The sequence below is a fragment of the Mesorhizobium liriopis genome (genome assembly GCF_024053505.1).
In the GTDB taxonomy this organism is placed as follows: Bacteria; Pseudomonadota; Alphaproteobacteria; order Rhizobiales; family Rhizobiaceae; genus Mesorhizobium_B; species Mesorhizobium_B liriopis.
The window spans coordinates 215,845-239,980 of the sequence record NZ_JAMXQS010000004.1; the positions used below are offsets into that span (position 1 = coordinate 215,845).

At 63.1% G+C, this 24,136-nt stretch carries 20 protein-coding genes; 8 read left to right on the plus strand and 12 right to left on the minus strand.

The annotated features are described in order from the left end of the window. Positions 1–10 precede the first annotated feature (10 nt). Positions 11–2,359, plus strand: coding sequence for a xanthine dehydrogenase molybdopterin binding subunit (xdhB, locus tag NGM99_RS08975; protein ID WP_252818122.1), 2,349 nt, complete (start codon positions 11–13; stop codon positions 2,357–2,359). Here the strand turns inward: xdhB and NGM99_RS08980 are convergent, their stop codons facing one another. The 5 genes from NGM99_RS08980 to NGM99_RS09000 all read right to left on the minus strand — a co-directional run bounded on the left by NGM99_RS08980 (position 2,360) and on the right by NGM99_RS09000 (position 7,422). Further along, on the minus strand, positions 2,360–4,069 hold the full coding sequence (locus NGM99_RS08980) for a peptidoglycan L,D-endopeptidase MepK (RefSeq protein ID WP_435371415.1): 1,710 nt from the start codon (positions 4,067–4,069) through the stop codon (positions 2,360–2,362). 312 nt (positions 4,070–4,381) lie between these two features. Beyond that, positions 4,382–5,926: a glycogen synthase GlgA gene (gene glgA / locus NGM99_RS08985; protein ID WP_353937394.1), complete on the minus strand. Its 1,545-nt coding sequence runs from the start codon at positions 5,924–5,926 to the stop codon at positions 4,382–4,384. A gap of 202 nt (positions 5,927–6,128) precedes the next feature. Then, entirely contained in the window at positions 6,129–6,602 is a 474-nt protein-coding gene (locus NGM99_RS08990) for a VOC family protein (protein WP_252818125.1), read from the minus strand. Further along, positions 6,602–6,961 carry a DUF1428 domain-containing protein gene (locus NGM99_RS08995; RefSeq protein ID WP_252818126.1) on the minus strand — a complete coding sequence of 120 codons (360 nt, stop codon included), beginning with the start codon at positions 6,959–6,961 and terminating at the stop codon, positions 6,602–6,604. The genes NGM99_RS08990 and NGM99_RS08995 overlap by 1 nt, the downstream gene beginning before the upstream one ends. A gap of 29 nt (positions 6,962–6,990) precedes the next feature. Further along, positions 6,991–7,422, minus strand: a complete 432-nt coding sequence (locus tag NGM99_RS09000; RefSeq protein ID WP_252818128.1) for a VOC family protein — start codon at positions 7,420–7,422, stop codon at positions 6,991–6,993. A 64-nt stretch (positions 7,423–7,486) separates the two neighbouring features. On the opposite strand from NGM99_RS09000, the gene NGM99_RS09005 reads away from it, so the two are divergent. The 5 genes from NGM99_RS09005 (at position 7,487) to araD1 (ending at position 13,478) form a co-directional block, all read left to right on the plus strand. Next, positions 7,487–8,176, plus strand: a complete 690-nt coding sequence (locus tag NGM99_RS09005; RefSeq protein ID WP_252818129.1) for a winged helix-turn-helix transcriptional regulator — start codon at positions 7,487–7,489, stop codon at positions 8,174–8,176. 261 nt (positions 8,177–8,437) lie between these two features. After that, the gene (gene chvE, locus NGM99_RS09010) at positions 8,438–9,505 is read left to right on the plus strand and encodes a multiple monosaccharide ABC transporter substrate-binding protein (protein WP_353937395.1); all 1,068 of its coding nucleotides are present in this window, start codon (positions 8,438–8,440) and stop codon (positions 9,503–9,505) included. Positions 9,506–9,649: 144 nt separating this feature from the next. After that, positions 9,650–11,221 (plus strand): multiple monosaccharide ABC transporter ATP-binding protein, encoded by a 1,572-nt coding sequence (gene mmsA / locus NGM99_RS09015; RefSeq protein WP_252818130.1) that lies wholly within the window; start codon positions 9,650–9,652, stop codon positions 11,219–11,221. Beyond that, positions 11,218–12,474 (plus strand): multiple monosaccharide ABC transporter permease, encoded by a 1,257-nt coding sequence (gene mmsB, locus NGM99_RS09020; protein ID WP_252818131.1) that lies wholly within the window; start codon positions 11,218–11,220, stop codon positions 12,472–12,474. Before mmsA ends, mmsB begins: the two co-directional genes overlap by 4 nt. Before the next feature lie 11 nt (positions 12,475–12,485). After that, positions 12,486–13,478, plus strand: a complete 993-nt coding sequence (araD1, locus tag NGM99_RS09025; RefSeq protein ID WP_252818133.1) for an AraD1 family protein — start codon at positions 12,486–12,488, stop codon at positions 13,476–13,478. On the opposite strand, the gene NGM99_RS09030 is transcribed toward araD1, so the two are convergent. The 3 genes from NGM99_RS09030 to fni all read right to left on the minus strand — a co-directional run bounded on the left by NGM99_RS09030 (position 13,475) and on the right by fni (position 15,757). After that, positions 13,475–14,164 carry a DUF2238 domain-containing protein gene (locus tag NGM99_RS09030; protein WP_252818135.1) on the minus strand — a complete coding sequence of 230 codons (690 nt, stop codon included), beginning with the start codon at positions 14,162–14,164 and terminating at the stop codon, positions 13,475–13,477. The genes araD1 and NGM99_RS09030 overlap by 4 nt on opposite strands. Then, complete coding sequence (locus NGM99_RS09035) at positions 14,161–14,631, minus strand: sterol desaturase family protein (protein WP_252818136.1); 471 nt, start codon at positions 14,629–14,631, stop codon at positions 14,161–14,163. Before NGM99_RS09035 ends, NGM99_RS09030 begins: the two co-directional genes overlap by 4 nt. A gap of 88 nt (positions 14,632–14,719) precedes the next feature. Then, the gene (fni, locus tag NGM99_RS09040; protein WP_252818138.1) at positions 14,720–15,757 is read right to left on the minus strand and encodes a type 2 isopentenyl-diphosphate Delta-isomerase; all 1,038 of its coding nucleotides are present in this window, start codon (positions 15,755–15,757) and stop codon (positions 14,720–14,722) included. A 120-nt stretch (positions 15,758–15,877) separates the two neighbouring features. Between fni and NGM99_RS09045 the strand changes: the two genes are divergently transcribed. Continuing rightward, positions 15,878–16,825: a polyprenyl synthetase family protein gene (locus NGM99_RS09045; RefSeq protein WP_252818140.1), complete on the plus strand. Its 948-nt coding sequence runs from the start codon at positions 15,878–15,880 to the stop codon at positions 16,823–16,825. Here NGM99_RS09045 and NGM99_RS09050 read toward each other — a convergent pair. The 4 genes from NGM99_RS09050 to NGM99_RS09065 are packed head-to-tail and all read right to left on the minus strand — an operon-like array spanning position 16,822 to position 21,399. After that, on the minus strand, positions 16,822–17,745 hold the full coding sequence (locus tag NGM99_RS09050; protein ID WP_252818141.1) for a phytoene/squalene synthase family protein: 924 nt from the start codon (positions 17,743–17,745) through the stop codon (positions 16,822–16,824). The two genes, NGM99_RS09045 and NGM99_RS09050, sit on opposite strands and share 4 nt — an antisense overlap. Next, positions 17,742–19,235: a phytoene desaturase gene (locus NGM99_RS09055; RefSeq protein WP_252818143.1), complete on the minus strand. Its 1,494-nt coding sequence runs from the start codon at positions 19,233–19,235 to the stop codon at positions 17,742–17,744. The genes NGM99_RS09050 and NGM99_RS09055 overlap by 4 nt, the downstream gene beginning before the upstream one ends. Then, positions 19,232–20,377 carry a lycopene beta-cyclase CrtY gene (gene crtY, locus NGM99_RS09060; protein WP_252818145.1) on the minus strand — a complete coding sequence of 382 codons (1,146 nt, stop codon included), beginning with the start codon at positions 20,375–20,377 and terminating at the stop codon, positions 19,232–19,234. The genes NGM99_RS09055 and crtY overlap by 4 nt, the downstream gene beginning before the upstream one ends. After that, on the minus strand, positions 20,374–21,399 hold the full coding sequence (locus tag NGM99_RS09065) for a glycosyltransferase (RefSeq protein WP_252818147.1): 1,026 nt from the start codon (positions 21,397–21,399) through the stop codon (positions 20,374–20,376). The genes crtY and NGM99_RS09065 overlap by 4 nt, the downstream gene beginning before the upstream one ends. A 391-nt stretch (positions 21,400–21,790) precedes the next feature. On the opposite strand from NGM99_RS09065, the gene NGM99_RS09070 reads away from it, so the two are divergent. Beyond that, positions 21,791–24,088 (plus strand): FdhF/YdeP family oxidoreductase, encoded by a 2,298-nt coding sequence (locus NGM99_RS09070; RefSeq protein WP_252818149.1) that lies wholly within the window; start codon positions 21,791–21,793, stop codon positions 24,086–24,088. The last annotated feature ends 48 nt before the right edge of the window (positions 24,089–24,136 follow it).

Sequence of the window (24,136 nt, forward strand, 5' to 3'; positions counted from 1 at the left end):
GGAGGGCGCAATGAACAAGCATGCGAGCGACCTCAAGCCCGAAAAGATCGTCGGCGGTGTCGCCACCGATCAGCGCCATGAATCCGCGCACAAGCATGTGTCCGGCACCGCAGTCTATATCGACGATATCCCTGAACCCGCCGGCACGCTGCATGGCTGTCTGGGCCTGTCCACCGTTGCCCATGGCCGCATCCGTGCGATGGATCTTTCCGCGGTTCGTGCCGCGCCCGGCGTTGTCGCGGTGCTCACCGCTGCAGATGTGCCCGGCGAGAACGACATCTCGCCCACCGGCCGCCATGACGAACCGATCCTCACCGACGAGCTCGTGCAGTTCTTCGGCCAGCCCGTCTTTTGTGTGATCGCCGAAACCCGCGACCAGGCGCGACGGGCCACGCTGAAGGCCGAGATGACTTATGAGGAGCTGTCCTTCACCGTCGATATCGGTGCGCTCGATCCTCTCAACGACAAGCTCGTCACGCCACCGCTGACGCTGAAGCGCGGCGAGGCGGGAGAGGCGATCAGGCAATCACCCCACCGCATCAAGGGCCGGATGCGCGTGGGCGGGCAGGACCATTTCTACCTCGAAGGCCATATCGCGATGGCCATCCCCGGCGAAGATGGCGACGTGGCCGTCCACTCCTCGACCCAGCACCCGAGCGAAGTGCAGCACATGGTCAGCCATGCGCTGGGCGTACCCTCGCATGCGGTCACAGTCGAAGTGCGGCGTATGGGCGGCGGATTCGGCGGCAAGGAAACGCAGTCGAACCTGTTCGCCGCACTCGCAGCCATCGCGGCCAGGAAGCTCGGTCGCGCGGTGAAGATCAGGCCCGACCGTGACGATGACATGAAGGCCACCGGCAAGCGGCATGACTTCCTGATCTCATACGAGGCCGGCTTCGACGATGACGGCGCCGTGCAGGGTGTCGATTTCACCTTTGCTGCCCGTTGCGGTTACTCGTCCGACCTTTCAGGCCCGGTCACCGACCGCGCGCTGTTTCACTGCGACAACACTTATTTCTGGCCAGCGGTGCGCGCGCAGTCCGCGCCGCTCTACACCAACACCGTTTCGAACACCGCATTTCGCGGCTTCGGCGGACCGCAGGGCATGGTGGGTGCGGAGCGGGTGATCGAGGAAGTCGCCTTCGCGCTGGGCAAGGACCCGCTCGAAATCCGCAAGCGGAATTTCTACAGTACGACCACGCGCAATGTGACGCCCTATCACCAGACGGTGGAAGACAACATCATCGAGCGTCTGGTCTCCGAACTCGAAGCGGACGCCGAATACTGGCGCCGCCGCCGCACGATCCAGGCCTTCAACGCCAACAGCCGCGTGGTCAAGCGGGGCTTGGCGCTGACGCCGGTCAAGTTCGGCATCTCGTTCACGGCGACGCATTACAATCAGGCCGGCGCGCTCGTGCATGTCTATACCGACGGATCGGTGCATCTGAACCATGGCGGCACGGAGATGGGGCAGGGGCTCTATCTCAAGGTCGCCCAGGTGGTGGCCGAAGAGTTCCAGATCGACCTTTCCAACGTGAAGGTCACGGCGACCTCGACCGGCAAGGTGCCGAACACCTCGGCCACCGCCGCCTCGTCGGGCTCGGACCTCAACGGCATGGCCGCGCAGAACGCGGCGCAGCAGATCAAGGCGCGGCTGGTCGATTTCGCGGCCGAGAAATTTTCGGTGCCGGCGGATCAGGTCGTTTTCCTGCCCAACCGGGTGCGCGTGGGAAATCAGGAGTTCACCTTCGCCGACTTCGTGCGCCAGGCCTATATGGCCCGCGTCCAGCTTTCGGCGGCTGGTTTCTACAAGACGCCCAAGATTCATTGGGACCGTGACAAGGGGCAGGGCCGCCCGTTCTACTATTTCGCCTATGGCGCGGCCTGCTCGGAAGTTTCGATCGACACGCTGACCGGAGAATATGTGGTCGAGCGGGTCGATGTGCTGCACGATGCCGGGCGCTCGCTCAACCGCGCCATCGATCTCGGCCAGATCGAAGGCGGGTTCGTGCAGGGCATGGGCTGGCTGACCACGGAAGAACTCTGGTGGGACGAGCGCGGTCGTTTGCGGACCCATGCGCCTTCGACCTACAAGATCCCGCTCGCCTCGGACCGGCCAAAGATTTTCAACGTGAAGCTGGCGGAATGGCCGGAAAATGCCGAGCCTTCGATCCACCGTTCGAAGGCCGTTGGCGAGCCACCATTCCCACTCGCGATCTCGGTGCTGCATGCGCTGTCGGATGCGGTGGCGAGCGTTGCCGATCACCGCATCTTCCCCGACCTCGACGCCCCGGCAACCCCGGAGCGTGTGCTGATGGCGGTGGAACGCCTCAAGCGGAAAGCGAAAAGCCTCGCCTAATTACTCGAAGCGCGCAGCAGGCAGGAAGTTGACGGCCTTGCCCGAGAAGCGATTGGCGTCGGCCTGCATGGCGCGGTCCTTGGTGAAGCCCGCGAGATAGACGCTGGCGGGCGACTTCCGCGCGTTGGAGGCGTCGAAGGCCACACGAGCCTGACTGGTTGCCACGCCCTTCTCGCCGTTCAGCGCCCAGCGTGAAGAAGCGGGAGCCAGGGCAACCGCCTTCGCCTTGACCTCAGGCCTCGCATCCTTGCGCGACAGGCGGTGCGACTTCGCCGTCGATTTCGGCGCGAAGACCGCGGCAACCTCGGTGGGTTTTGGCTGCATCACAGCCGGGGCAATGGCAGCGGGCGCAGCTGCCGCGATCCGCGCCGCTGGCTGCATCTCTTCTGCGGGACGCGAAGCAGGCAGCGGCGATGCGAGAATGTCCGCCATCTTCTGCTGGGTCTGCTCGGATTCGGCCAGCGCGGTCAGAACGCTGGCGTTCTCGGCGACAGGCTCGTTCGGACGCCAGGAGGGTAGGGGTGCGGCGCCGTTGAACCCGGATGACTGCTCTTGCGGCTCGCTCTGTGCGAGGAGCGCGGTCATTTCGGCAGCCGGCGTGGTTTCGCTCGGCTCGCGGGCCGCGAAGGCCGGGAGCGGGATGCTTCGCGGGGAAAGAGACGCAAGAACCGAAGCCGGGGTCTGGGCCACAGGTGCCTCGTCCTGCACCATCGGAATCGGCGCGCGGTTGGCTTCCTCGGGCGACAGCACCTGGAAGGGCATGCGCTCGGGTGTCGGGGCTGCGGCGACGAGAGCCGGCTCGGCAACCTCCTCGCGCGGCGCGGGAGCGGGCGCCGGGGCGCGAGCCGGTACTGGCTCAACCTCCGCCTCGGGTTCGGCTAAAGTCTCCACAGGCGCAGGCTGAGGCTCAGGCTGGGCGACGGGCTTGGCCGGCGCGCGGCGCGGCGTCACGGCCATGCGTGGCGATGTCTCGCGGGCGCTGCTGCTGTCTGCATCGTCCGCGTCGGCTTCGCCCTCATCACCACCGCCGAAGAGTGCGGCCAGAAGGCCACGGCGCTTCTTCGTGTCGCCGCCCGATGAAGCGCTCGCAATGGCGAGGGCTCCTGCACTTTCGCGGCTCTTGTAGGAGGCCAGGGCCTGCTCGAAGCCCGGCAACGGCTTGCCGTCTGACGGCACGTGGAGGGTCTTGCCGTTGGGGAACAGCGCGACCAGTTCCGAACGCTTCATCTTGGGCCAGTGGCGCACATTGCCCACATCGAAATGCACGAAGGGAGAGCCGGAGGTGGGATAGTAGCCGACGCCGCCGCCCTGCATCTTGAGGCCGATCTCGCGCAGGGTCTTCAGCTTGACGCCGGGAATGTAGAAATCCATCGCCTTGCCAAGCATATGCTGGCTCTTCTTCGCCACGCCCGTCTTGCGCGAGCGGCCGCGCAGCATGTTGTTGGTGGCTGGCGAGCGGTAGGCGGAAACAACCGTGATGTAGTTGCTGGAACCCGTCTGCCGGTAGGCTTCCCACACCAGATCGAGCAGGCGCGGGTCCATCTTGGTGGGTTCGTTGCGACGCCAGTCGCGCAGGATGTTGTTGATCCTTTTGAGGCCCGCCGCATCGTATCGACCATTGCGCTTGAAGACGATCTCGTCCTTCTCGCCCGTATGGATGAAGTGCAGCTTCAGCGAGCGTGTCTCCGCGGAGGCGTCCTCCGCCGTCATGAACAGCGCGCCGAGAACGGCGAGGAACGGAGCGAGCAGGCGAAGCGAAAGAGGCTTCCGGCCTATCCAGGAGTGGTGCGCCACAGCGGATGCGAACAAAACGGAGCCTGCCTCTTGTTGCTGTCGCGCAACAGATGGAGCGCGCGACACTTGGAGCCGGCATCATCCAACGGGTTGGTTAATGCTTCCCTTCGGCGGCGCTCTTTTTGACGCTCGAAGCCGTTTCTGTCCACCCCATATGCACAATTGAAGAGGGCGCAGGGCTTCTCCAGCCCCACGCCCCATAAACACCATCAGCTGCAGCTCTTCGTTTCAGGCAGTCATTGCCTGCTGTTTCGCCATCAGCTTCTGATAGATGCCGCCATACCGCCGGGCCGATTGCAACCAGTTCGGTGGACGCTTCATCGCCTTGCGCCGCATCTCGGCCAGTTTCTTCTTGGAACCGAAACTATCGAACGCACGGCGCACGCCGTCCATCAAACCGTTCTTGGAAAGCTCCGAGAAGAGAAAGCCTGTTTCACCGTCCTGGATCGTATCGACCAGCCCGCCGGTGCGATAGGCGACAGGCAGCGAACCGTAGCGCTGCGCGTACATCTGGCTCAAACCGCAGGGCTCGAAGCGCGAGGGCATGAGCAGAAAGTCGCTGCCGGCATAAAGGGTGCGCGCCTCCGCCTCGTCGAAGCCGACGCGAACGCCGACCTGGCCCGGATGACGCTCCGCGAGTTCGGTCAAGGCACTCTCGAAACGGCCTTCGCCGGTCCCGGTCACCGCGATTTGTCCGCCTTGAGCCACGATGTCCTCGGCGGTTTCCAGTACGAGATCGATGCCCTTCTGGTGCACGAGCCGCGAAATGATGGCGAAGAGTGGTCCACGTGAGATTGCGAGCTTGAAGAGATCGCGCGATTCCACGGTATTGGCCCGCCGTGCCTTTGCATCGTTCTCGTCGAAGCGTCCCGCCAGCAGCGGGTCGCGCTTGGGGTCCCAACTGTCATCGATGCCATTGACGATGCCCGTCAGACGGTGCTCGCGGGCACGGGTCTGCAGCAGGCCCTCGAGCCCACAACCATGTTCGGCGGTCGTGATCTCATGCGCATAGGTCTTGGAGACCGTCGTCACATGCGTCGCATAGAAAAGACCGGTCTTCAGGAACGAGAGTTGACCGTGAAATTCGACGCCGTCCATCCGGAAAGCGTGGTCGGGAATGCCCAGCGCCGAGAGGCGGCTGCGCTCGAACAGGCCCTGATAGGCAAGGTTGTGCACCGTGATCAGCGTCGGCATCGTTTCGCCGCGCCATGCGAGATAGCCGGGCGCGAGGGCCGAAGGCCAATCGTTCACATGCAGAAGCTCGGGCTTCCAGTCGAGATCCCCCACTCCGGACGCGATCTCGGCCGCAGCCAGTCCGAGCCGTGCGAAGCGGATGTCGTTATCCTTCCAGTCCTCGCCATTCTCATCGAGATAGGGCGTACCATCGCGCTCGTAGAGCTCGGGCGCGAGCACGACATAGACGACGAGACCGTCTGCCATGTCGATGCGCCCGATCTCGCAGGCGGGCAGACCCGCAAAGGCAGGGATGCTTGCGACAGGATGGACCACGCGACCACTCGTCACCTGCCGATAGCCGGGGATGAGAACGCGAATGTCATGTGTCTGGCGCAGGGCACGGGGCAGGGCGGCGGAGACCTCGCCAAGGCCGCCGGCCTTCACGAAGTCGGCGATTTCGGAGGTGACGAACAGCAGCTTCGGCGGTCGTTCGTCGTCGGGCTGGAGCCGATGAGGGAGTGGGGAGTTCGTATGGAAGAATGAAGAAGCGGCCGTGGCGACTTCAAAGCCTTGGCCGGTCCGATCAAGTAAATGCACTGCAACCTCGCGCCCTAGGTCCGAGCACGGGATTTCACGCAAGCATCAATGCTTACCCATTCGACCCCCGCCGGACCGGTCATGTGGCGAAGTGCTGGGCCGAGGAAAGGTTCCATATTATTTTCGACGCTGCGAAAAAATTCCTGCGGCGCAGTCAAAGCCGCAGGATTATCCTGCAATCCGACCCTTCGGCAGGGATTTCTCACCCGCCAAAAGCGCGCTCCAACGCGGCGATATCGAACTTCACCATTTGCAGCATGGCCTCGGCAACGCGTCTGGCGCGCGTCTGATCCTCATCGCTCATCATCTCGATGATCTTCGAGGGTACGATCTGCCAGGAGACCCCGTAACGGTCCTTCAGCCAGCCGCATTGCTCGACCGTGCCGCCCTCGCCGAGCGCGTCCCAGAGACGGTCGATCTCTTCTTGCGTGTCGCAGTTCACCGTCAGCGAGATCGCGTGGTTGAACGGGTCGAGTTTCCCCGCTTCCATGGCAAAGAAGGGCTGTCCCATCAGAGTGAAGTTGATCATCTTGACGCTGCCGGGCGGTCCACTCGGCGTTTCGGCTGCGAGTGTGCCAATCAGATCGACGTGGGAATTAGGGAGCAGCGAGACGTAGAAATTCACCGCCTCCTCGACATCCTTCTCGAACCAGAGCGATGTGACGATCTTCTCCATCACGCTTCACCCGTATCGAGGATGGCGTCGAAGCCGCCATAGATCATGCGCTTTCCGTCGAACGGCATCTCGCCGAACGCTTCCATGCGCGGATCGCTCATCATCTTCTGGTGCCCGGCATCGCGCACCTCCTTGGATGGCCATTCGATCCAGGCGAAGACCACCGTTTCGCCGTCCTCCAGCTTGACCGAGCCCTGGAAATCCGTGGTCTTGCCCTTGGGCACGTCATTGCCCCAGCATTCGACCACGCGCAGCGCGCCGAACTCCTTGAAAAGTTCGGAAGCCTTGCGGGCATGCTCGCGGTAGGTTTCCTTGTTGGCGGTCGGCACAGGGGCAACGAAGCCGTCGATGAAGCTCATGGTCTTTCCTCCTCTCTGAATGGTTTGGATCAGGCGGCGGACTGTTCGCCGAAGGCTTTCATGGCAGCGTCCAAATCCATCCACATCACTTCCCAGACATGGCCGTCCGGATCCTCGAAGGAGCGGCCATACATGAAGCCGTAGTCCTGCTGCGGGCTATGGTCGGCCACTCCGCCGGATTTCGCGGCGTCGCTCACCATGGCATCCACGCCTTCGCGATCGTCGGCCGAGATGCAAAGCAGGACCTGCGCCGTTTCATGGGCATCCGCGATGCCTCTTGGCGTAAACGAAGAGAACTTCTCATGTGTCAGAAGCATCACATGGATCGTGTCGGAGAAGACCATGCAGGCGGCCGTATCGTCCGAGAAACGCATGTCCTGCGTGGCGCCAATGCCCTTGTAAAAGGCAATCGAGCGGGAAAGATCGCTCACGGGAAGATTCACGAAAATCAGCTTCGCCATTGAAAGAACTCCTCATTTCCTTGTGGCTTGTCTGGCATACGCGATTGAGTTATAAATATCAACTATGAAGTCAGAAAAAATAACCAATAAGGACGGACCGTCGTTTCGCCATCTGTATGATGATGCCTGCGGAACGGCACATGCGCTCGACCTCGTGGGCGAACGCTGGTCCCTGCTCGTCGTGCGCGAGCTTATGCTGGGGCCGCGACGGTTCAGCGACCTGCGCGGCGGATTGCCGGGCATCAGCGCCAATGTGCTGACGCAAAGGCTGGAAAGCTTGGAGGCTGCCGGCATCCTTTCCAAGCGCAAATTGCCCCCGCCTGCTGCTTCCCAGGTCTATGAGCTGACGCCTTGGGGCTATGAGGCCGAGGAGCCCATCAAGCTGCTGGGCCGCTGGGCTGCGCGTTCGCCCAATCACGATCCCAGCTTGCCGCTCAGCAATGTTTCACTGATGCTTTCCTTGCGGACGATGTTCGACCCTAGCCGGGCTAGAGGCTTCCGGGGTGTGATCGGCATGGCCTTCGGCGCTGAAAGCTTTCAGGTGACGGTCGAAGAAGGCGTTCTTTCGAATGATCGCACGGACCATGCGGCGGGCAATGCGGTATTCACCGGGAGCGCTGCCACGCTTGCCGCAGCCATCTATGGCGGTGTGCCGTTCGCAGCGCTCGAAAAGGACGGCACGCTTCGCGTCGAAGGCGACAGGGCGTTGGCTGAGCGCTTTGTCTCGCTCTTCCCCCTTCCGCCAAAAGCCTGAGGGCTCTCGCATTCCCCAGCGGAGCGTGTTTCTCAACCATTTCACGCAAAAATCGATTTGACAGGGCGACGAAAGAAATCCAACGTCCCGCCGTCCTGGCCAGAGCATCCGGGAGACCCGCGAGGGCTCACCGGAAGCCGATGAAGAGCCTTGACGCTCGGGAGAGTTCAAAACGCATGTCGCGTTCCGCGACACCCGCGCTGCCACGTCGCCAACCGAAGGCGAGGGCAGTTTGCGGCCGGTTGAACCAGGGAGTGAGAAGTGAACATCATCAAGACCATGCTGACTGCCGCGGCGGTCAGCCTTGCCGCCATGAGCTTTGCTCAGGCCCAGGACAAGGGCACCATCGGCATCGCCATGCCCACCAAGTCCTCGCTGCGCTGGATTTCGGACGGCAACGAACTCAAGAAGGCGCTCGAGGAGAAGGGCTACAAGGTCGATCTCCAATACGCGGAAGACGACATCCCGAACCAGCTCGCGCAGGTCGAGAACATGGTGACCCAGGGCGAGAAGGCCCTCGTCGTCGCTTCCATCGACGGCACCACCCTGTCGGCCGTGCTCCAGCAGGCCCATGACGCCGGCGCCAAGGTCATCGCCTATGATCGCCTGATCCGCGACACGGCGAATGTCGATTATTACGTCACCTTCGACAACTTCAAGGTCGGCGTGCTTCAGGCTGAATCGCTGCTCAAGGGCCTCGGCTACCCGGAAAAGAAGGGTCCGTTCAACATCGAGCTGTTCGGCGGCTCGCCCGACGACAACAACGCCTTCTTCTTCTATGACGGCGCCATGAGCGTTCTGCAGCCGCTGATCGACAAGGGCGACCTCGTCGTGAAGTCTGGCCAGACCGGCATGGACAAGGTCGGCACGCTGCGTTGGGACGGTGCGGTCGCGCAGGCCCGGATGGACAACATCCTCTCGGCCAACTACTCCGACGGCTCGCGCGTCGATGCGGTGCTCGCACCTTATGACGGCCTGTCGCGCGGCATCATCTCGTCGCTCCGCGGCGTGGGTTACGGTTCTGCCGACCAGCCTTGGCCGATCATTTCGGGCCAGGACGCCGAAGTTCCTTCGGTGAAGGCGATCATCGCCGGCGAGCAGTACTCGACCATATTCAAGGACACCCGCGAACTGGCGAAGATCACCGCCGATCTGGTGGACGAGACCCTGCAGGGCAAGGAGCCTTCGCAGATCAACGACACCAAGAGCTACAACAACGGCGTCAAGGTCATTCCGTCGGTTCTCCTGACCCCTTATGAGGTCGACAAGTCGAACTACGAAAAGACCGTGGTGGAATCCGGCTACATCAAGGCCGAAGACCTCAAGTAAGCGGAAAACGCAGACGATGCCTTCGGGCATCGAACAAATCCCTCTTCCCCGCGCGAGCGGGGGAGAGGTTGCCTTTTAGGCAATCCATGGAGCAGAAGCGCCAGGCTTCACCGGCTCCGTCAACAACCCACAGAGGTTGATTTCATGCAAGATACCATTCTGGAGATGCGCGGCATCACCAAGACGTTTCCCGGCGTCAAGGCGCTGTCGGACGTCAATCTCAACGTGCGCGCAGGCGAGATCCTCGCCATTGTCGGCGAGAACGGCGCCGGCAAGTCCACGCTGATGAAGGTCCTTTCGGGCGTTTACCCTTACGGCTCCTACGAGGGCGAAATCCGCTTCCTCGGCGAGGAATGCCGCTTCGCCTCGATCCGCGACAGCGAGCACAAGGGCATCGTCATCATTCACCAGGAACTGGCGCTTGTGCCGCTCCTCTCGATCGCCGAGAACATCTTTCTGGGCAACGAGCAGGCCAAAGGCGGCATCATAGACTGGAACCTGTCGCGCAAGCGCGCCGCCGAACTCCTCAAGAAGGTCGGCCTCAACGAGGACCCGGATACGCTGATCACCAATATCGGCACGGGCAAGCAGCAGCTGGTCGAGATCGCCAAGGCGCTCGCCAAGAACGTGAAGCTCCTGATCCTCGACGAGCCCACCGCCTCGCTCAGCGAAAAGGACAGCCAGGCGCTGCTCGATCTTTTGCTCGAATTCAAGCGACAGGGCATTTCCTGCATCCTGATTTCGCACAAGCTCAACGAAGTCGGCCGCGTCGCCGACCGCATCACCGTGATCCGCGACGGCCGCACCATCGAAACCATGGAACGCGAGCAGATCTCGGAAGACCGCATCATCACCTCGATGGTCGGCCGTTCGCTCGAAGACCGCTACCCCTCGCGCGAGCCCAAGATCGGCGAAACCGTGTTCGAGGTGAAGAACTGGTCGGTCTATCATCCGGTCCACCCCGACCGGCAGATCATCAAGAACATCGACCTGCATGTGCGCAAAGGCGAGGTCGTGGGTATCGCCGGCTTGATGGGCGCGGGCCGGACCGAGTTCGCGATGAGCGTGTTCGGCAAAAGCTACGGCGTGAAGATTTCCGGTGACGTCTATCTCCACGGCAAGCTGGCCGATGTCTCGACCGTTGACCGCGCGATTGCGCAAGGGTTGGCCTATGCGACCGAGGATCGGAAAGTCTACGGCCTCAACCTCATCGATCACATCAAGCACAATGTGACGGCGGCGAACCTCAAGGGGGTCTCTTCCGGCGGCGTGATCGACGACATCAAGGAACTGACGGTCGCCAACGAGTATCGCAAGAAGACCAATATCCGCTCGTCGAGCGTCTACCAGACCACAGGCAACCTGTCGGGCGGCAACCAGCAGAAGGTCGTCTTGTCCAAGTGGCTGTTCTCGAACCCGGACGTCTTGATCCTCGATGAGCCGACACGGGGCATCGATGTCGGCGCGAAATACGAGATCTACACGATCATCAACCGGCTGGTGGCGGAGGGCAAGGCGATCCTCGTCATCTCTTCGGAGATGCCTGAACTGCTCGGCATCACCGACCGCATCTATGTCATGAACGAAGGCCGTCTTGTCGGCGAAATGCCCTCCTCGGAAGCCAGCCAGGAGCGCATCATGCGGGCCATCGTGCGCGGCGAGGCGCAGGACGAGGCCCAGCGAGAACAAGCCCAGAAAGAAGAGGCAGTATCATGAGCACCGAAACGGCGGCACCCGCCGTCAATCCGCAGCGCGCCTCGGCTCAGGCCGCGCTTAAGGAGAACCTGCGCGAATACGGCCTCGTCCTGGCCCTCATCGCCATCATGGTCTTCTTCCAGTTCACCACCAACGGCGTTCTGTTCAAGCCGGTCAACCTGACCAACCTGATCTTGCAGAATTCCTACATCATCATCATGGCGCTCGGCATGCTCCTGGTCATCGTAGCCGGGCATATCGATCTGTCCGTGGGCTCCGTGGCAGGCTTCGTCGGCGCGGTCGCGGCCGTGCTCATGGTGCAGCAGGGTTGGAACCCGATCCTCGCAGGCCTTGCCTGTATTGCGCTGGGCGGCCTGATCGGCGCCAGCCAGGGCTACTGGATCGCTTACATGCGCATCCCGTCATTCATCGTGACGCTGGCCGGCATGCTGGTCTTCAAGGGCTTGGCGCTCTGGCTGCTCGGCGGTGCCTCCGTCGGTCCGTTCCCCAAGGAATTCCAGCTTCTCTCGGCCGGCTTCATTCCCGACGTAATCGGTCGCCTGACGCTCGTCGCCCCGACGCTGAACGACCAAGGCGGGCCGATCCCGAATACGGGTCTCAGCCTGCACGGGACCACGGTCCTGATCGGCGTCGCGATCATCGCCCTGATGTTCTGGACCGCCATCAAGAGCCGCCGTAACCGTGAGAGCCACGGCTACGAGGCCGAGCCGTTCGGCCTGTTCATCGTCAAGAACCTCGTGATGGCCGCCATTATAGGCTTCCTGATCTTCGAACTCGCCTCCTATCGCGGCCTGCCCAACGTCTTGATCGTCATGGGCGTGCTGATCGCGGGCTTCGTGTTCATCACCAAGCGCATGACCTTCGGCCGTCGCATCTATGCGATGGGCGGCAATGTGAAGGCCGCAGCACTCTCGGGCGTGAAGACCGAGCGTCTGACCTTCATCATCTTCATCATCATGGGGATGCTCGCCGCACTCGCCGGCCTGATCTTTGCCGCGCGCCTCAACACCGCGACGCCGAAGGCGGGCCTCGGCTTCGAGCTCGATGTGATCGCGGCCGTGTTCATCGGCGGCGCGTCCGCGCTGGGCGGTGTCGGCCAGGTCGCGGGTGCCGTGATCGGCGCCTTCATCATGGGCGTCATGAACAACGGCATGTCGATCATGGGCGTCAACATCGACTGGCAGCAGGTCATCAAGGGCCTCGTGCTGCTCGGCGCCGTGGTGTTCGACCTCTACAACAAGAACAAGGCTTGAGGCTTTGATTCATGCTCGTCTCGCAACTCGTTGAAAATGGCGAGACACTGGTTGCCGCGCGCGAGCGCGGCGGCGAAGAGGCCAAACTGGTCGAGGGCGCGAACAGCGTCCTCGATCTCGCGCATGAGGCCATCCGCGAGGGCGTCGGTCTCCGCGCCCTGATCGAGCGCAAGGGCTTCGGTCGCACTGTCGATCTCGCAGCCGGTTATCGCGAAGGACGCCTGCTTTCGCCCGTTGCCCATCCAGATCCCGCGCATCTGCACCTGACCGGCACCGGGCTGACGCATCTGGGCTCGGCTGCCACGCGCGACGCCATGCACAAGAAGCTCGAGGGCGAGGCCGAAACGCTCACCGATTCCATGAAGATGTTCCGCATGGGGCTCGAAGGCGGAAAGCCGGCGGAGGGTACCATCGGCGTGCAGCCGGAATGGTTCTACAAGGGCAACGGAACGATGGCGGTCGCCCCCGGCGCGGCTCTCGTCTCGCCTGCCTTCGCCGCGGATGCGGGCGAGGAACCCGAGATCGCCGGCATCTATCTGATCGGCGAGGACGGCACGCCCTGGCGGCTCGGCTTCGCGCTATCCAACGAATTCTCCGACCATGTGACGGAGCGCGTCAATTATCTCTGGCTGGCGCATTCCAAGCTTCGCAATGCCTCATTCGGCCCCGAACTTCTGGTGGGTGATCTGCCTGCCGACATTCGCGGCACCTCACGCATCTCGCGCGAGGGCGCGGTGATCTGGGAAAAGCCGTTCCTGTCCGGCGAAGCGAATATGAGCCACGCCATCGCCAATCTCGAACATCATCACTTCAAGTATGAGGTCTTCCGTCGGCCCGGCGACCTGCACGTGCATATGTTCGGCACAGCCACGCTGTCTTTCGCGGATGGCGTGAAGGCGAGGGACGGCGATGTGTTCGAGATCGAAGCAGCCGAGTTCGGCTTGCCTCTCCGCAATCCGCTCACGCTCGCCGGCGACCGGCCAGTGAAAGTCCGCGCGCTCTAAGCCCTGCGGCGGCTGTCCAGGACGTTACGCACCCAGGCCGGCATGCCGAACTCGCGATGCGGCTGCGTCTGCACCCAGCCATAGGTGGCGACCAGCACGGCCGTCACGGCGTTCGCGATCAGGTCCCACATCGTGTCGTCGAGCCCGGTCCCACCGCTGATCGGCGTCTGCATATGCACGCCGAAGATCTGCTCGATGCCGTATTCGAAGAATTCCCACACGGTGCCCACGCTCATCGCCAGCATCGGCGCGAAGAGGAACGCCACGCGCGGCTTCAACTCGCGCCCGCCGAGGCCGAAGGCGACAAGCAGGCCGATGGCGCTGAGAAGCACGCCCGACATGCCGTGCAGCATCAGGTCCCACCACCAGACAGTGTCGTAGAAGTGCAGGATCTCACCCATGAACAGCGCGCCGAACACGAAGAGCGCGATGCCGAGTTCGAGCGGGACGGGCAGCAAGACCGGGTGCCGCGACCGCGTTGCGGTGGGGAAGGACACGGTGAACATGGTCACCAGAACCAGAAGGGCGGCAGGCCAGTCAGCGCGCCAATCGAGCCTGATGAGCCAGAACACCATGGCGAGCATCATCAGGCCGATGATCGCCCAGGCCCAGAGTGGAGCACCTGCATCGGTTCTGGGCGCAGGCTTCCAGGAAGTCAGCGGTGCCGAGATGGTTTCCGCACTCATCCGTTACGGTTCTCGCGCAGCTGCTGCTTCAGCTTCTGGATCGGCGGGGCATAGAGAAAGCCGAAGGACACGGCGCCATCCTTGCCATCGGTGGCATGATGCAGCCGGTGAGCCTGGTAAAGGCGCTTGAGATAGCCGTTCCGGGGCGGATCCTTGAACAGCCAGCGATGGTGCACCAGCCCATCGTGGAAGATGAAATAGAAGATGCCGTAGAACAGGATGCCGAGCGCGACCCACCAAAGCACAGGGACATAGGTGCTGCCGAGCGCGAAGAGAGCGATCGAGATCACGGCGAAGCAGACAGCATAGAGATCGTTTTTCTCGAATGTGTCGTCGTGCTCTTCGTGATGGGACTTGTGCCAGCCCCAGCCGAAGCCGTGCATGATCCAGCGATGGGCGGCATAGGCGCCGAATTCCATCAGAAGGAAGGTGCCAAGGGTGATCAGGATCGGAACCAGATAGGCCATCGGTCAACTCGAAACAGGTGAAGCGGGGCCAGCGGGGCGCTTCATGTGAAGTAGAGAGCCGCCAGTTTCCCGCAATGGGTGCGATGTTTCAATCAACAGAGATAAGCGGCGTCTCACGCAACGCATCAAGATTTGCTGAGCCTGTCGCAAAGGCAGCAATCCGAAGCTGCGCGATAACTGTTTCGAAATGCGCGATCACCGCCTCCGGCCCGACCATTGCGGCATGAAGGACGCCGGCCGCCTGGCCCACGAGATTCGCCCCGAGCCGGAGGGCTTTCGCGACGTCGAGCCCATCGCGAATGCCACCGGATGCGATGACGAATGCGTCGGGCAGGGCGGCGCGAACCTGTCGAAGAGCCGTCGCAGTCGGGATGCCCCAGTCGCGGAAAGGCGCTGCGATGCCGGCCTGTTGTGGGGTGCGCGCGCGTCCGGCCTCGATGGCCGCCCAACTCGTGCCGCCCGCACCGGCCACGTCGATGTGGCGCACACCGGCTTCCCACAGCCGCCGCGCGGTTCTGCCGTCGATGCCGGCACCGACCTCCTTGACGACGACGGGCACGGAAAGCGTGCGGCATGTTTCCTCGATGGCCGAGAGCACGCCGCGCCAGTCGGTGTCACCCTCGGGCTGCAGCGCCTCCTGCAGTGGGTTGAGGTGAATGATCAAGGCATCAGCTTCCAGCGCCTCGACCGCGCGCGCGGCGAGGCCAGGATCGTCCCGCACCTGAACGGCGCCCAGATTGGAGAGGATCGGCACGTCAGGCGCAGCGCGGCGCAAGGACGAGCCGAGGCCTCCGCCGCCCGCGCCCTCCAGCGCCACGCGCTGCGAGCCCACGGCCAAAGCGATGCCGAGCGCCTGTGCCGCTTCGGCGAGGCTTCGGTTGATGGCTTCCGCCCGTGCCGGTCCGCCGGTCATGGAACTGATCAGGAGCGGCGCGTTGAGCCTGCGGCCAAGCCAGGAAAGCGAAAGGTCGACGTCTGCCAAGGCGATTTCGGGCAGGGCACAGTGCGCGAAGCGGATGCGATCGAATCCATTCGACACCGCCGTTGCACCTGCGCCCGCCAGAACGAGATCGAGATGATGGTCCTTGCGCGCCCGTAGCGCCGGCTCGGCATTCTCCTCGCTCAACCTGTGTAAGACCTTCGGTTCGCCACTGCTCATACCTTTATGATTTGCACGGCACTTCCGTTCATGCCAGCGTGTTCCAGATAGAGCGCGACAGAGCAAGCGACAGCCTTGGAAGGGTGGATGGCAGCGAGCGACAAACAGCCGTTCAGCGAGATACGCGCCGAGGTGGAAGCCGAGCTTCTGCGCCATTTCGGCGAGGCGGAAGCGACGGCAACCGTTGGCTTGGCCATGCGGGAAAGCGTGCTCGCGCCCGCCAAGCGCCTGCGCCCCGTTCTGACCGTGGTGGCTGCGCGTGATCTCGGTTTCCGCTCGACGGCTGCCTTGCGCGCGGGCTGCGCCGTGGAGCTGGTGCATACCGCGTCGCTTCTGCTCGATGATCTGCCTTGCATGGATGACGCGCAGACCCGTCGCGGCAAGCCGGCGATTCATGTGCGCTTCGGCGAGGATGTTGCCATCCTCGCGGCCATCGCGCTTTTGAGCGATGCCTATGGCATGGCAGCCAGTCTGCCGGACGTGTCGGGCGCCACCTCGGCGCGGCTGGTGACGGTTCTGTCCAACGCGATCGGCCTCAACGGCCTGGTCGCCGGCCAGTATCGCGACCTTCATGGCGCGGCCCCGCTCGATCAGGCGGAGGCGTCCAGCGTCAACGATCAGAAGACCGGCTCGCTCTTCTGCACCTGCCTCGACATGGCGGCGACGCTCGCCGGCACCACGCCGCTGGCCGAACAGCATTTGCAGACCTATGGCCGCGAGATCGGCCGCGCGTTCCAGCTCTTCGACGATCTGCTCGATGTGGACGGCGATGCCGTTGCCATGGGAAAGGATACGGGACGGGATGGGGTGGATGCGCGCCTCGCCTCGACTCTTGATCGCGATGCCATGACGGCACTGATCCGTTCGCATGTCACCGCCGCGCGCGCCGCCTTGGCCGGCCTGCCGGTGCGCGCAAAAGGATTGTCGGAGTTGACCGATCACCTGTTCGGCGCGGAGGAAAAGAAGGCTGAACCGGCACGCGGCGCGAAGCCGGTCCCGGCCATGGCCCTGATGCCGAGTTTCCTGGCGCGCTAAACGGGACGCCGCCAGAGGGCCGGTGAGCGAAGCTCGCTGCCGGCCATTCGCGAGCGGAGGGCAAGCAGCCCACCGCTCGAAAGGACGCCGAGTTTTTCGCTCCTGCTGGTGCTGACGCGGCTGTCCCAGGCCGATGGGCCGCGCGCCACGACCTTTCGCCCGATCGCACGATAGATGCCGCGGGCGGCGGCTATCGCCCAGGCGGCGCGCAGGGGCAGATCGGCGATGCCGCGGGCGGCGGAGTCGTAATAGGGCTCGGCGGCCTCGACCAGGCGCTTGGCGAGCGATGCGAGTTTCGTGCGATTTATCGGGTCGGCAACGGCGTCGATCGGGATGCCCGCCTCGTCCAGCCAATCGAGTGGCAGGTAGATGCGGCCAAGCTGCGCATCGTCCACGATGTCGCGTGCGATGTTGGTCAACTGGAACGCGAGGCCCAGATCGCAGGCGCGGTCGAGCGTGGCAGGATCGCGCGCGCCCATGACCTGAGCCATCATCACGCCGACAACGCCAGCCACGCCGTAGCAGTAGAGCAGCAGTTCATCGAGCGTTCGAAAGCGCCGATCCTCGACATCCATGCGGAAGCCGGCAAGGTGATCGAAGGCGCGCGCGACAGCGATGCCGTGGCGCTTCGTGACATCGGCGAGGCATTGGAAGGCCGGATGGACAGCGCGGTTTTCACCGAGTGCTGCATGCGTTTGCAATTCGAGGCCGGCGAGGCGTTCGAGCGGGGACGCAGCCTGTTCGATCCGGCCATGGCCGAGCTCCTGCCCGTCCACCACATCGTCGCAATGGCGGCACCAGGCGTAAAGCTTGGCGACATCACGTCGTGTTTCTTCGTCGAACAGGCGCGAGGCGGCGGCGAAGCTTTGCGAGCCCTTGGCGATGGACGCGTCCGCATAGGCTTGCAAAGCGTCGCTCATCCCGCGCGCGCTTGCTCGATCATCAAGCCTGCCGTGGCCTTGGCCGAACCCACGACGCCGGGCACGCCGGCACCCGGATGCGTGCCGGCGCCGACCACGTAAAGGTTCGAGATCACATCGTCGCGGTTGTGCGTGCGGAACCACGCACTCTGCGTCAGTATCGGCTCGAGGGAGAAGGCGGAGCCCAGATGGGCGTTCAATTCGTCGCGGAAGTCGTTGGGGCCGAAATGGCGGACCGTCACCAGTTCGCTGCGCAGGCCCGGCATGTAACGGGCCTCGAGATAGTCGAGGATCCGGTCGCGGTAGAGCGGGCCCTGGTGCTCCCAGTCGATATCGGCGCTGCCGAGATGCGGCACCGGCGCCAGAACGTAATAGGCGCCTTGGCCGGGCGGCGCGAGGGTGGGATCGGTGATGCAGGGGGAATGGAGGTAGAGTGAAAAGTCCTGCGCCAGTTCGGGTCCCTTGAAGATCTCGCCGATGAGTTCCTTGTAGCGCGGGCCGAAGCAGACCGTGTGATGGGCCAGATCGGTGTGCAGGCGGTTGAGGCCGAAATAAATCACGAAGAGTGACATACTATGCCGCTTGGCCGCCAACCGCCTGGATTGCTTGGCTCCGCGCGCGTGACCCTTCAGCAGATCACGATAGGTATGAACCACATCGCCATTGGAGGCGACCATGTCGGTTGGAAAGAAGTCGCCTTTGGCGCGGACGCCGGTGATGCGATCACCCTCCGAAGCGATGTTTTCGACCGGTGTCGAAAGGAAGAGCCTGCCGCCGAGCCGCTCGAACAGCGCGACCATGCCCTTGATCAGCGCACCGGTGCCACCGCGCGGGAACCATACGCCCCCGGTGCGTTCCAGCGCGTGGATCAGCGTGTAGATGGAGGAGGTCGCGAATGGGTTGCCGCCGACCAGCAGTGAATGAAATGAGAAAGCCTGGCGCAACTGCTCGTCCTGGATGAACTTCGCGACCATGGAGTAAACGCTGCGCCATGCCTGCAGACGTGCCAGTTGTGGCCCTGCGGCCATCATCGAGCGGAGGCTCAGGAATGGCACGGTGCCGAGCTTGACGTAGCCCTCCTGGTAAACTTCGCGCGAGTAGGCGAGGAAACGGCGATAGCCTTCGAGATCGGCGGGCGACTTGGCTGCGATCTGTTTATCGAGGGCCGCTTGGTCGTCGGCATAGTCGAAGGAATAGCCGTCTTCCCAGGCGAGACGGTAGAATGGCGAGACCGGCAGGAGTTCGACATCCTGTTCCATCTTCTGGCCGGACAGGGACCAGAGTTCCCGCAGGCAGTCGGGATCGGTGATGACGGTCGGGCCGGCATCGAAGGTGAAGCCCTGATCCTCGTAGACATAGGCGCGGCCGCCGGGCTTGTCGCGCTTTTCAAAGACAGTGGTCTGGATACCGGCCGACTGAAGACGGATGGCGAGTGCCAGCCCGCCGAAGCCGGCACCGATCACCACAGCCTGCTTGGGGTTTGCCGTCACGCGCGTCCGTCCGAAAGAAGAGCCTTCATGGCTCCCAAGATGGGAACCGGCGGCTTGCCTGCCAGAAGCCTTAGCTTGTCGGAGACGATAAGCTCTGCGGCATAGAAGCGCGCGATCAAGTCGCCGGGCAAGCGGTAGAAGCGTTCCATTACCTGCCAGCGCCGGTCGGCGTGGCCGGCCAGAAACAGCATGCGGTTAAGCGCGCGAAGGAAGGACCGCTCACGCCAAAGCTCTTTGGAATAGCTCGCAATCGCCTCATGGAGTGCAGGCGCAGAGAAGTCCCGCTGTTTCGCCACGAAATCTGCGACGCGAACGGCATCCGGCAGCGAATAGCCGGTAACAGGATGGAAGAAATTGCCACGGAGTCCGATGCTCGGCACGCCCCCGGTCTCGCGCCAAAAGCGGTCGATGTCGCCGCCAAGCGTGATGGGCAGCACACCATGTTCTTCGCGCAACGTCTCAACAGGCTCCCAGCCTTGGGCGCGACAGTAGTCGGCGATGCGCCGCTCGAGGGCAGGGCGATCGACCCAGCCGCCATCCTCATAGGCCGTGTCCTCGACAAGGGCGGTGTCGGCCGAGAGGGGCAACACATAGGTGAAGCGGTAGCCGCCTTCCTGCGGCGTTGTAGCATCCATGATGATCGGGTTCGTCAGGCCGTGCGGCCGGGCAAAGCGAAGCTCCTGGCCGACAAAGGTCTGGAAGCGGATCGCCACTGCTTCGGTCCGGGGAATACCATCGGCGCGGATCACTGCATCGGCTTCCAGCCGCTCGCCGCCGTCCAGCAAGACGTGCTTCGGTCCGACTTGCGCCGCGCGGCTGTTCAAGCGCAGGCGGTGACCGAGAAGTGAAGTCAGGTGAGCGGCGAAGCGCTCCGCTGCAATCGAGTAGTAGGGGACAGGAAGATCGCGCCGAATGTTGGGAAAGCGCACGCTCTGGCCCGTCCAGCGATGACTGACGAGCGGCCGAACGAGGGCGTGTCCGGCATCCGTCAGGTCATCGTGATGAAAGCTCCAGGTGTGGTTGCCGCCCAAGGCGCTTTCAGCTTCCACCAGGGTGAAATCGATATCGGGCCGCGAGCGCATCAGTTCCAGCGCCAGCAATCCATTGGCGAGGCCGCCGCCCAGAAGGATGAGCTTGGTCATTCGGCGGCGACTGCATGCGTATGCAGGACGCGTTGGCGCGTTATCAGTGCCTGCTCAGCGATGCGCGCCGCTTCTTTCGCACCGCCCGACACGGCCAACTCGGCTTGCAATGATTTCGCGCGTCGCTTGGCAAGCTCATCGGACAGCAAGCGTCGAAGAGATGCCGTGATGACGTCATGGCTTGCATTCGGTTTCAGGATTTCGCCGATGCCGAGCCGCTTGAGCCGCGCGCCGATCGCCGGCTGATCGAAGGCAAGAGGCATGTTGAGCATGGGGGTGCCCGCGCTGAGGCAATCAAGAACCGTGTTCAGCCCGGCATGGCTTACCACGCAGTCGGCTCGGCGCACCGCCTCATCCTGATCGACGCGATCGACCACCCAATCGGCATCGATGGTCGCGGCCTGTTCATTAGAAAGCGCCCCGCAATGCGCGACAAGGAGTTGCGCGCCGACCATGCGGCAGGCGCGCGCCACGCGGTGGAAAATCTCGATGCGATGGCCCTGAAGCGTGCCGAGCGAGCAGAACACGAATGGCTTTGCGGGATCCAACGGCGGAAGAGTGGCGGCTTGCGGTTCGGTGGTGCGGCGCAACGGTCCGACATAGTGGAAATGAGCAGGCAGTTCAGCGCGTGGGAAATCAAGTCCTCCGACGATCTGCGAGATATCGGCGAGGGGCGACAGGCAGTCCGACTGCGTGCCCTTGGGGGCGCAGCCGAGGCGTTGCGCCTCGCGAGCGATCATGCGTTCGAGGCTTCGTGTCAGCCAACCGGCGACCATCACGCCACCGCGATTGCGTTTCAGGCCTTTCTCTGACGGGTCATAGTCCCAATCGAGCACCGGCAGTGGGATCGCCGGTTCGCGATTGTTCGGCAGTGCCGCTGCAACCGTGACGAAGGGCAGGCCGCAATGCTCGGCGACCAGCGCGCCGGCACTTTCCGCTTGATCGGCGACGACCCCTTGGATGCCGAGCTGTCGGACGATGGCAGGCGCGTCGCGACACAGGCTTTCCGTCATCGTCGCCATGTTGTTTATCGTTCGCATGACGCCGAAGGGAAAACCCGTGCGGCGCGAATCTCTCACGACCTGTTGGGGCGTCCAGCTACAAAGTTCCGCCCGGATGGGGGCGAGGGGCATGTTCGAACGGAGAGCCGGATGGTGGATCAGCACGCATTCGTGCCCACGCGCTTCCAACGCTTCCGACAAGGCATGATGCGCCGCCAGATGGCTTGGAAAGGGCGGTGAGAAGAAGGCGATCCTCACGCAGAACAGGTCCGATCGAACATCCATGTGAAACTAGGCGGCAAAGGGCAGTTCGGCCAGCCTTCGGCGCTTCGCGACAAAGTGAATCAACAGCTGCCTGAACCCCACCCCGCTCCAAGCGTTCAGTTCGAACATCTCGTGCCGGGAGTTTCGCATGGACGAATCGACGATGAAGCCGCAGATCGAGCACTACGAGGGTGCCGCCGGCGGATGGGGTTCGGCTAAGGGGCTGACGCAAATCCTCGAACGCACACGCTCGACCAAGGCTCTGCCGGTCCTGTGGAAGCAGAACAAGCCCGAAGGGTTCATGTGCGTGTCATGCGCCTGGGCGAAGCCCGCCAAGCCGCATACGTTCGAATTCTGCGAGAACGGTGCGAAGGCGACCGCATGGGAGCTGACCGCAGACCGTTGCACACCTGATTTCTTCGCCCAGCACACCGTCAGCGAGCTCAAGGGCTGGAGCGACTACGCGCTCGAAATGACCGGTCGGCTGACGCATCCGATGCGCTATGACGCGGCCTCCGACAAATACGTGCCGGTCGAGTGGGATGAAACCTTCGCCGAGATCGGCCGTGAGCTTCGCAAGATCAAGGCGCATGATCCGAAGCGGACGATCTTCTATGCCTCGGGTCGCGCCTCGCTCGAAACGAGCTTCATGTATTCGCTGCTGGCGCGAGCTTACGGGAACAATAACCTGCCCGATAGTTCGAACATGTGCCATGAGACGACTTCGGTCGCATTGCCGCGCACTATCGGCGTGCCGGTCGGGACTGTGCTTCTGGAAGATTTCGAGACCACCGATCTCATTTTCGCGTTCGGCCAGAATGTCGGCACCAACAGCCCGCGCCTGCTTCATCCCCTGCAGGAAGCGCGCAAGCGCGGCATCAGCATCATCACGTTCAATCCCTTGCGCGAGCGCGGCTGGGAGCGCTTCAAGAATCCGCAATCACCCATGGAAATGGTGGGCGGCGAGGAAACGCAGATTTCCACCCAATACAATCAGGTTCACCCCGGCGGCGACATCGCTGCCTGCTTCGGCATCGCGAAAGCGCTGTTCGCCCTCGAAGACGATGCGCGCAGGGCAGGCAACGAGTCGGTGATCGATTGGGAGTTCATCCAGGATCACACGCATGGCTTCGAAGCGTTCGAGAAGGCCGCGCGGGAGATGGAATGGAGCGACATCGAAACCCGCTCCGGGCTCAAGCGTCCCGTTCTCGAACGTGCGGCGCAGACCTATGCCAATGCCAAGGCAACGATTTTTCTCTACGGCATGGGACTGACGCAACACGTCCACGGCGTGGAGTCGCTGGACATGATCGTCAACCTGATGCTGATGCGGGGCAATATCGGTCGGCCCGGTTCAGGCATCTGCCCGGTGCGTGGCCACTCCAATGTGCAGGGCCAGCGCACCGTCGGCATCACCGAGAAGCCGGAACTGGTGCCGAACGCCAAGCTACGTGAACTCTTCCACTTCGAACCGCCCATGGAAAAAGGCCACAACACGGTCGAGGGATGTGAAGCCATTCTCAAGGGCGAGGTGGACGGGTTCATCGGGCTCGGCGGCAACTTCCTGCGCGCCATCCCCGACACGGTGCGGATGGAAGACGCGTGGTCACGCATGGCGCTCACGGTTCAGGTCGCGACCAAGCTCAATCGCAGCCATCTGGTGAACGGGAAGGTCGCCTATCTGCTGCCTTGCATCGCACGCAGCGAGATCGACCGGCAGAATGGAGTGGCGCAGGCTGTTTCGATGGAAGACAGCACGACCTGCATTCACGGCTCATGGGGGCAGGTGGAGCCGGCATCCGAGCACCTTCTGTCCGAGCCCCGGATCGTGGCCGGGTTCGCCAAGGCTGCGCTCGACCCCAATCCAGCCATGCCGTGGGACGAATGGGCGAGCGACTACGCCAAGGTGCGTGACGTAATCGAACAGGTCTATCCGGACCAGTTCGAAAGCTTCAACGCGCGGCTCTGGAAGAGGGGTGGCTTTCCCCGACCCTTGCCGGCCCGCAATCGCGTTTGGAAGACGCCGACCAAGCGCGCGAACTTCTTCGTGCCCGAAGTGGTGAGCGCCGATGGGCGCGAGAAAGATGCCGAGGGCGTGCTGCGGCTGGTCACCGTGCGCTCGAACGACCAGTTCAATACCACGGTCTACGGCTACGACGATCGGTTTCGCGGCATCAAGGGCACGCGTCAGATCATCATGATGAACGAGGGCGACATGAGGCGATTATCGCTGAAGGACGGCGACCTGATCACGCTTCGTTCGGCGGAGGACGACGGGCACAAGCGCGAGGTACCGGACTTACGGGTCGTGACGTATTCCATTCCGGAAGGGTCGATCGCGGGATATTTTCCGGAGTTGAACCCGCTCATTCCGGTGAGCCACTACGCCAAGGAAAGCTTCGTGCCAGCGGGTAAATCGGTGCCGGTGCTCCTGTCGAAAAACTAGACCGAGGACTCGGCAAGGCGGAGTCGTAGCGACTCCGCTTCGCGATGA

Coding starts and splice junctions, on each gene's coding strand:
- xdhB (WP_252818122.1), top strand. CDS start 11: ATGAACAAGCATGCGAGCGACCTCAAGCCCGAAAAGATCGTCGGCGGT.
- NGM99_RS08980 (WP_435371415.1), bottom strand. CDS start 4,069: ATGACGGCGGAGGACGCCTCCGCGGAGACACGCTCGCTGAAGCTGCAC.
- NGM99_RS08990 (WP_252818125.1), bottom strand. CDS start 6,602: ATGGAGAAGATCGTCACATCGCTCTGGTTCGAGAAGGATGTCGAGGAG.
- NGM99_RS08995 (WP_252818126.1), bottom strand. CDS start 6,961: ATGAGCTTCATCGACGGCTTCGTTGCCCCTGTGCCGACCGCCAACAAG.
- NGM99_RS09000 (WP_252818128.1), bottom strand. CDS start 7,422: ATGGCGAAGCTGATTTTCGTGAATCTTCCCGTGAGCGATCTTTCCCGC.
- NGM99_RS09005 (WP_252818129.1), top strand. CDS start 7,487: ATGAAGTCAGAAAAAATAACCAATAAGGACGGACCGTCGTTTCGCCAT.
- mmsA (WP_252818130.1), top strand. CDS start 9,650: ATGCAAGATACCATTCTGGAGATGCGCGGCATCACCAAGACGTTTCCC.
- mmsB (WP_252818131.1), top strand. CDS start 11,218: ATGAGCACCGAAACGGCGGCACCCGCCGTCAATCCGCAGCGCGCCTCG.
- araD1 (WP_252818133.1), top strand. CDS start 12,486: ATGCTCGTCTCGCAACTCGTTGAAAATGGCGAGACACTGGTTGCCGCG.
- NGM99_RS09030 (WP_252818135.1), bottom strand. CDS start 14,164: ATGAGTGCGGAAACCATCTCGGCACCGCTGACTTCCTGGAAGCCTGCG.
- NGM99_RS09035 (WP_252818136.1), bottom strand. CDS start 14,631: ATGGCCTATCTGGTTCCGATCCTGATCACCCTTGGCACCTTCCTTCTG.
- NGM99_RS09045 (WP_252818140.1), top strand. CDS start 15,878: ATGGCAGCGAGCGACAAACAGCCGTTCAGCGAGATACGCGCCGAGGTG.
- NGM99_RS09050 (WP_252818141.1), bottom strand. CDS start 17,745: ATGAGCGACGCTTTGCAAGCCTATGCGGACGCGTCCATCGCCAAGGGC.
- crtY (WP_252818145.1), bottom strand. CDS start 20,377: ATGACCAAGCTCATCCTTCTGGGCGGCGGCCTCGCCAATGGATTGCTG.
- NGM99_RS09065 (WP_252818147.1), bottom strand. CDS start 21,399: ATGGCGACGATGACGGAAAGCCTGTGTCGCGACGCGCCTGCCATCGTC.
- NGM99_RS09070 (WP_252818149.1), top strand. CDS start 21,791: ATGGACGAATCGACGATGAAGCCGCAGATCGAGCACTACGAGGGTGCC.